Source organism: Paenibacillus pinihumi DSM 23905 = JCM 16419 (genome assembly GCF_000422505.1).
In the GTDB taxonomy this organism is placed as follows: domain Bacteria; phylum Bacillota; class Bacilli; order Paenibacillales; family Paenibacillaceae; genus Paenibacillus_D; species Paenibacillus_D pinihumi.
In genome coordinates this window covers 1-7,964 of record NZ_AULX01000046.1, presented here as the reverse complement: position 1 = coordinate 7,964, position 7,964 = coordinate 1, and the positions used below count along the sequence as shown (strand labels likewise).

The 7,964-nt window shown below is 55.4% G+C and carries 1 protein-coding gene; it reads right to left on the bottom strand.

Going from position 1 to position 7,964, the window contains the following annotated elements:
* Positions 1-7,964, bottom strand: a 7,964-nt coding sequence (locus H583_RS0113880) for a non-ribosomal peptide synthetase (RefSeq protein ID WP_028560975.1), incomplete at both ends; no start/stop codon positions are given.

Below are 7,964 nucleotides of genomic sequence, written 5' to 3'. Positions count from 1 at the left end.
CGGAGCGGGAAGTTGACGTTCAATTCCTTGTACAGCCTGCTGACGAGTGTCGTCGCCCGCAGCGAGTGGCCCCCCAGCTCGAAGAAGTTATCCTTTACCCCTACGCTCGGCAGTCCCAGTACCCCCTGCCAGATGCCTGCCAGCTTCGCTTCCGTCTCCGTGCGCGGTGCCACGAACTCGGCTCCGGTCTCGATCCCGCCTTCCGGCTCCGGCAGCGCACGACGGTCAATCTTCCCGTTCGGCGTCAGCGGCAGCCGCTCCAGCTGGACGAAGTACGATGGAATCATATACCCCGGCAGCTCCTGCGCAAGGGCTGCACGCAACTCTCCGGCGGCTAACGGATGCTCGGCTGCATAATACGCGCATAGCTGCTTTTGCCCCGCATGGTCCTCCAGCGCCACCACTGTGGCCTCCTGCACCGCAGGCACATGCAGCAGCTGTGATTCCACCTCGCCCAGCTCAATCCGGAAGCCCCGGATTTTCACCTGATGGTCGCTTCGGCCCACATACTCAATGCTGCCGTCCGGCAGCCAGCGGGCCACGTCTCCGGTCTTGTACAGCCGTTCCCCCGGCGCAAACGGATTGTCCAGGAACTTCTCCCCGGTCAAGTCCGCACGGCCCCAGTACCCGCGGCCGACGCTTGCACCCGATACGTACAGCTCGCCCTTCACCCCGATCGGCTGCAGCTCGAGGCTGTCATTCACGATGTAGATGCCCGTGTTCGCGATCGGCTTCCCGATTGGCGGCAGCCCCGCCTCAAGCTCCTCCGGCGGCATCGTATGCGTGGTCACCACATGGGTCTCCGATGGACCGTAATGATTGTGCAGGCTGATGCCCAGACGCTTCAGGCAGGCTTGCACCTGCGGGGTCACAACCAGCTGCTCCCCGGCGGTAATGATATGACGCACGCACCCCGGGAAGGCTTCCGCCCACTCTGGCTCGGCGAAGATGAACTTCAGGAACGCCACCGGCAGGTACAGGACGTCGATATGGTTGGCCTCGATTTCCCGGAACAGGCGCACCGGCTCCTTGCGCGTCTCGTTGTCGATCATCAGCAGGCTTCCCCCGAACAGCAGCGCCGAGAACATTTCCTGATAGCAGACATCGAAGCTGCCGGACGCATACTGCAAGATGCGCGACGGGAGCGGAATACTCGTCGCCTGCTTCTGGAAGTGCAGCAGGTTGACCATATTGCGGTGCTCCAGCATGACTCCTTTCGGATTTCCGGTTGTGCCCGAGGTGTAGATGATGTAGAGCAAATCCGACGGCTGGCTGATGCTTGGAATGTTCTCTCCGTTACCGTGATAAATCGCCTCATCGCGCACATCCAGCCTGTGAACCTCATCCGGGAGGATGCTGCCCAGTGGCGATTGGGTCAGCACCAGTCGGGCGCCGCTGTCGGCCAGCATATAGCGGATGCGCGTCTCCGGATATTCCGGATCGATCGGCACGAATGTACCGGACGCCTTGAGCACAGCCAAGACCGCGACTACGGTCTCCAGCGTCCGCTCGACAATGATGCCGACCGGCTGCTCCCTGGTTACGCCCTGCTCCCGCAGTGTCCATGCGAGCTGGTTGGCCTTCCGGTTCAGCTCCCCGTAGGTCAATTGCTCCCTGCCGAATATGGCGGCGGCGGCTTGCGGTGTCCGCTCTGCCTGCTCGGCGAACAGTTCATGGATGGTTTTGTCTGCCGGATATGCCATCGCTGTATGATTGAAGCCAAACTCCAGAAGCTGCTTTTCATCATTCGTTACCATTTTCAATTCAGCCAGGCTTGCTCCCGGGCTCACGAGTACAGCATCAACCAATTGTTCAAAATGGCCTGCCATCCGTTCGATTGTGTCACGCTTGAACAAATCCGTCGCAAATTCAATGCTGCATACGATTTCCCCATTATCCTCTTCAGCCTGGAAGGTCAAATCAAATTTGGATACCGTATGTTCATTTTGCGCATTTTGGAGTCGCACCCCGTCGATGTTCATTTCGCCCTGATCCGCATTTTGCAAAATAAACATCGTATCAAATATCGGATTGCGGCTCATATCGCGCATAACCTGCACCTGCTCAACCAGCGCCTCGAACGGATAATTCTGATGTTCAAAGGCGCCAAGCGTGGTTTCTTTGATTTCATCCAGATACATCAGGAAAGACTTGCTGGCGGATGGATAACTGCGGATCGCCAGTGTATTGACGAACATCCCGATCAGCGGCTGTACATCTGCATGATTGCGTCCGGCAATTGGCGTACCAACAATGACATCCTCCTGTGCGGAATACTTGTGCAGCATCGTCTTATACAGGGCCAGCAGCACCATATACATCGTCGATCCGCTGCCTGACGCAATTTGCCGCAATCCTGCGCTTTTCTCCGGGTCAATGACAAACTGCAAGAGATCGCCGCGGAAGCTTTGGGTTGTCGGACGCGTGAAGTCTGTCGCCAGTTCCAGCACCGGAAGCTCCCCGTCCAGTGTCTTCAGCCAGTAAGCTTCCTGCTCACGCAATGCCTCCTGCTGGGCTTCGGATTGCTGCCAGACTGCATAATCCTTATATTGAATCCGCAGCGGCGGAAGCTCTTCTCCCCCGTACAGGCGGACAAATTCATTGACGAGAATACCCATCGACGTCCCGTCCGAAATGATGTGATGCATGTCAAACAGGAGAATAAAGCGCTCTGAGGACATTTCGATAACCCCAATGCGCAGCAGCGGCGGCTTCTCCAATTGGAAGGCACGCACGAATTGCTGCATAAGCTGCGGAGCATCTTCCTCTCCTGCAGTCATATGTTCAATTGCAAATTCTATTGCCGGGTAAATGCGCTGTACAGGTTCCCCGTCCGCGATTACAAATCCGGTGCGCAGTGTCTCATGGCGTGCAATCAGGCTCTTGAAGGCGGATTCCAGACGGTTAAGATCCAATGCCCCTTCGAGCAGCATCATGTTTGGCATATTGTAGCTCAGTTCCGCCCCTTCGAGCTGGTGCAGAATATACAAGCGCTTTTGAGCCGATGATACCGGATAATAGTTGCCTGGAGCTGCCTCAGGGATGTGCACATGAAGGCTGCCAGCCGCGCCGCTTAAACGCTTCGCCATTTCCTCAAGCGTCGGATATTGAAATACGTCTCTGAGCGGCAATTCAATATCAAGCTCCTGATGAAGACGGTTGACAAGCAGTGTCGCCTTAAGGGAATGCCCGCCTGCTTCAAAGAAATGATCCGTTACACTGATTTCACCGGCCCCGAGCACATCCTGCCAAATGCCTGCAAGCTGTGCCTCAAGCGGCGTCCGCGGTGCAACATACTCTCTCCCGTTCCCGCTGTCCTGCGGGGCAGGGAGCGCCTTGCGGTCTACCTTCCCGTTCGGTGTAAGCGGAAGCTGGTCCAGTTGTACGAAATACGCCGGAAGCATATAGGCTGGCATGGCTTGCGCCATTGCCTCTCTCACAGAAGCTGCTTCAAGCATCCTCGTCGCAACGTAGTAGGCACACAACTGCTTCTCGCCTGCAGCGGTATCCAACGCAACAACTACTGATTCCTGTACATCCTCCACTTTCAGCAACTGCGCCTCAATCTCCCCAAGCTCAATCCGGTAGCCCCGAATTTTCACCTGCTGGTCGATCCGGCCGATATATTCAATCGTTCCGTCCGGCAGCCATTTTGCCAGATCTCCGGTCCGGTACATGCGCTCGCCCGGCAGGAACGGGCAATCGACAAACTTCTCTGCCGTCAGATCCGGACGGTTCAGGTACCCTCTTGCGAGACCGTCTCCTGCTACACACAGCTCGCCTGCAACGCCTGCCGGCTGCAGCTGATTGCCGGCATCGACGATGAAGATCGCCGTATTGCTGATCGGTCCTCCAATTGGCACCGTAATCGCGTTTTTCGCGACCTCGTTCACATCGTAGCTTGTTGCAAAAACCGTGCTCTCGGTCGGTCCATATACATGCTTGAGCACGCCAGGTCCGACGTACTGCAGCGCTTTGCGCACATGACTTACGGATACCCGCTCGCCACCGAATAGAATGGCCCGGATACTGCGCAGGCATGAGGCTTGCACATCAACCAGCACGTTGAAGTATGCTGTCGTAATGAACATCACTGAGATTTTCTCTTGCTCGATTAAACCGGCCAGCTGGCGTACTTCAAGCAAGGTCTCATGCGGAACCAGCACAAGTCTGGCTCCATTCAGCAGTGCTCCGTAGATATCGAAGGTCGATCCGTCGAATGCATAACTCGACATTTGCAGCACATGGTCTTGATCCGTAATGGTGATATATTCGGTGCCTCTCACTACGCGCACAATGTTGCGATGCGTCGTCAGATTGCCCTTCGGCTTGCCAGTCGTACCTGAGGTATAGATGACATACGCCAGGTTCTCCGCAAAGCAGACCCCGTCCAGGTTCGAACCATCGCCAGCATATGAACGCTCGTCGTCCAGAACGATAATGGCATCCAGCTCCGGAACTTTGGCCGTTAAGTGCTGCTGTACCAGCATAATGCGCGTACCCGAATCTTCGAGCATGTAACGGATGCGGTCTTCCGGATATTCCGGATCGACCGGCACATAGCCGCCTCCCGCCTTCAAGACCGCCAGTATGCCGATGATCATTTCCGGGGAACGCTCCGCCATGAGCCCTACCAGTTGATCCGCTCCAACCCCTTGCGCACGCAGTGTTCGTGCCAGACGATTCGCACGCTCATTCAGCCCGCGGTACGTCAACTGTTCCTCACGGAAGGATACAGCAATGGCATCCGGAGTTTTCTCCGCCTGTTCCTCAAACAAATGGTGCAGCGTCGCCTCCCGCGGGTAATTCGTCAGCGTATCGTTGAAGCCATAAAGAACTTCCGACTTCTCTGATTCATTTGCAAGCTCCAGCTGCTCCACGGTAACCTGCGGATTGGCAATGACTTGCTCCAGCACATGCACCAGATGCCCCATCAGCCGCTCCATGTCAGCTTGCTTGAATCGGTTGGCATTGTAATCAAAGCGGAGGGAGAGCTGTTCTCCCGGAACAATGATCAGGTTGAAGTCGTAATTGGTCTGCTCCTCCACCATAACACCCGTTATAGAAGGCATACCCTGTTCGCCGCTGCCCGTCTGCTCCAGCCGCTCGTCCATCGGGTAGTTCTCAAATACCATGATTTGCCGGATCGCATTCTGCTTCAGCTCGCTGCGGGACTGAATTTCATAGAGCGGATAATAATCATATTTTCCTGATTCCAGTGCCTGCTCCTGCAACTGTCCCATCAATTCGGCGAAGCTGGTGTCCGCTCCGCATTGGACGCGGATCGGTATCGTATTGATAAACAGGCCGATCATCGTCTCGATGCCCGGCACTTCCGCCGGCCGGCCGGATACAACACTCCCGAAGACGGCATCGCTTGTGCCGTTGTACTTCTGTAAAATGATACCCCATGCCGCTTGCAGCAAGGTATTAAGAGTAACCTGGTGCTGCCTTGCAGCCCGGCTGAGCGAAGCGCTCAGGGCAGCATCCAAGTCGCGGCCCAGTTTCTCCGCCTTGAATTTTTCGCTTCCGCCTCCGCCTGAAATTTCCTGCGGAATCGCCGTTACCTGATCGTAACCGGCCAAGTACGAAGACCAATAAACAGCTGCCGCTTCCTGATCCTGATTTTCCAGCCAGGAAATGTATTCGCTGTACGCAGGTACTGCTGTCCGGTCCGGAGTCTTCTCCTCCAACAACGCAGAATACGTGTCGAACAGCTCCTGCAATAATTGCGGCAAGCACCATCCATCCATCAAAATATGGTGTGAGCTCCACAGCACCCGGTAGCCGGCTTCTCCTGTCCGGATTACAGATACACGCATGAGCTCATCCTGCGCCAGATTAAATCCGAGCAGCTGATCACTGCTTGCCGCCTCCCTGATATAGGCTTGCTGTTCCTGTTCATTCAGGGCTCGTATATCCTTGAACGAGAATCCGACCGGCTTGTGGCGGAACACGACTTGTACCGGCTCACCCTGCGGACCGCTGATAAAGTTCGTGCGCAGCACGGCATGCCGCTTGGACAGCTCGTTCAAACTGCGGGAGAACAACTCTTCATTGAGCGTTCCTTCCATTGTGAACAAGGTTTGCTCATGATAGGCGCCTGTCTGGCTGTTCATCACACTGTGGAACCACATCCCCTTTTGCATCGGGGTTAACATATACACATTTTCAAGTTCGCCGATATGCTGCATTTCGGCCGCAATCCGGTCAAGCGATTGAACGCTCAATCCCTTGAACAGAACATCGCTTGGCGTCAATTGCGGACTCTGCCGGGCCGCGCAATGGATAATCATTTCCTTCAGGGAAGCCTTCAGTGCAGCTCCCAGTTCCTCCATTGTCTCCCTGCGGTACTCCCTGGTGCTGTAGCTAAAATCGATTGAGAGCAGCCCATCTGTAATCATGCCGTTAATATCAAGCGTATACTTGCGTTCCTGCTCATCGCTGATATCTGATCCGCTTGCGTATGGAGATATGCCCAGCTCGTTGTGGCTCAGATCCTGATCAAACTGTCCCAGGTAATTGTAGCGAATCTGCGGATTCGGCTCCTGATCCCAAGCTTGTTGGCCTGATTCGGACAAGTAACGGCAAATGCCATACCCGATTCCTTTGTTCGGAATGCGGCGCAAATCCTCCTTGACCTTTTTGATCTGATAATCAAGGCTGCTTCCCGGTTCAATGGCGAGCTCAAATGGAAACTCCGTTGTAAACCAGCCAACAGTACGTGTAATATCGATGTTCTCCAATATCGATTCGCGCCCGTGGCCCTCCATTGTAATCCGTACACGCTCGAGTCCGCGCCATTGCATGAGGGCTCTGCCGAGCGCCGTCAGCAATATATCATCCATATCGGTGTTATAGGCACGATGGACATGCTTGAGCAGTTGCTCTGTATCATTCCGGTCCCACTGGACAATGACAGTTTCGCTGTCCCGCTGCCAGGATACACCGGCATCAAGGTCTATAGGCAAGGCTTCCGTTTCCGTCTGTGCAACGCCGCTCCAATAGACGCGTTCCTTCTCCATCGCCTTACTGTTCGCATAATGGGCGAGCTGCTCTGCCCAGAGGCGGAAGCTGTCCGTCTTCAGCGGCAGGCGAATTGGCTCCTGTTTTAGTGCCTGCTCGTAGCCCGACGCGAGATCCTCAAGCAAAATCCGCCAGGACACACCATCAATAACCGTATGGTGAATGACAAGCAGCAAATGATCTCCATCCTTGCCATGGAACAAGCCAGCCTTGAACAAAGGCCCCTCTTGCAGGTTGATACCGCCCTGAATTTCGTCTGCTTTTGCCTCGATTGCCGCACCCAAATCCTCATGTCCGGTGAAATCAGCCTCCTCCAGGCTATAGAGCTCGCCTTCGGCAAGTGACCGGTTCCAGAGCGAATAAGCTCCCTGCTCCGTCATCCGAAGTACGATGCGAAGCGCATCATGCTGCTCCACAAGCTTGGACAGCGTCTTGCGCAAAGCGCCAGCATCAAAGCCTTCCTTGCGGTATAGCATGATCGACTGGTTGAAATGATGCGGATTCGCAAACTGATGGCGGGCGAACCCATGCAGAATCGGCGTCAACCGAACTTCGCCGGTTACTTCGCTCTGATCGGCCGTTCGATTGATCTCCTTCATGTAAGGCAGCACCTGTGCAATAGTCGGGTATTTGAACAAATCCCGGATTTCCAGCTTGAAGCCTGCCTGCTGCATTCTTGCTGCCACTTGGATCGATTTGATCGAATCTCCGCCCAGCTCGAAGAAATGGTCCGTAATTCCGACGCGGCTAGTGCCCAGCACTGCCTGCCATACGGCGGTCATCGTCTTTTCGGCTTCCGTGCGCGGTGCAACATACTCCGCGCTGGTTTGCAGGCTTTTCTCAGGAGCAGGCAGTGCCTTGCGGTCCAGCTTGCCGTTCGGTGCCAGCGGCATCCGTTCCAGTTGGACGAAGTAGGACGGGATCATGTAGCTTGGCAG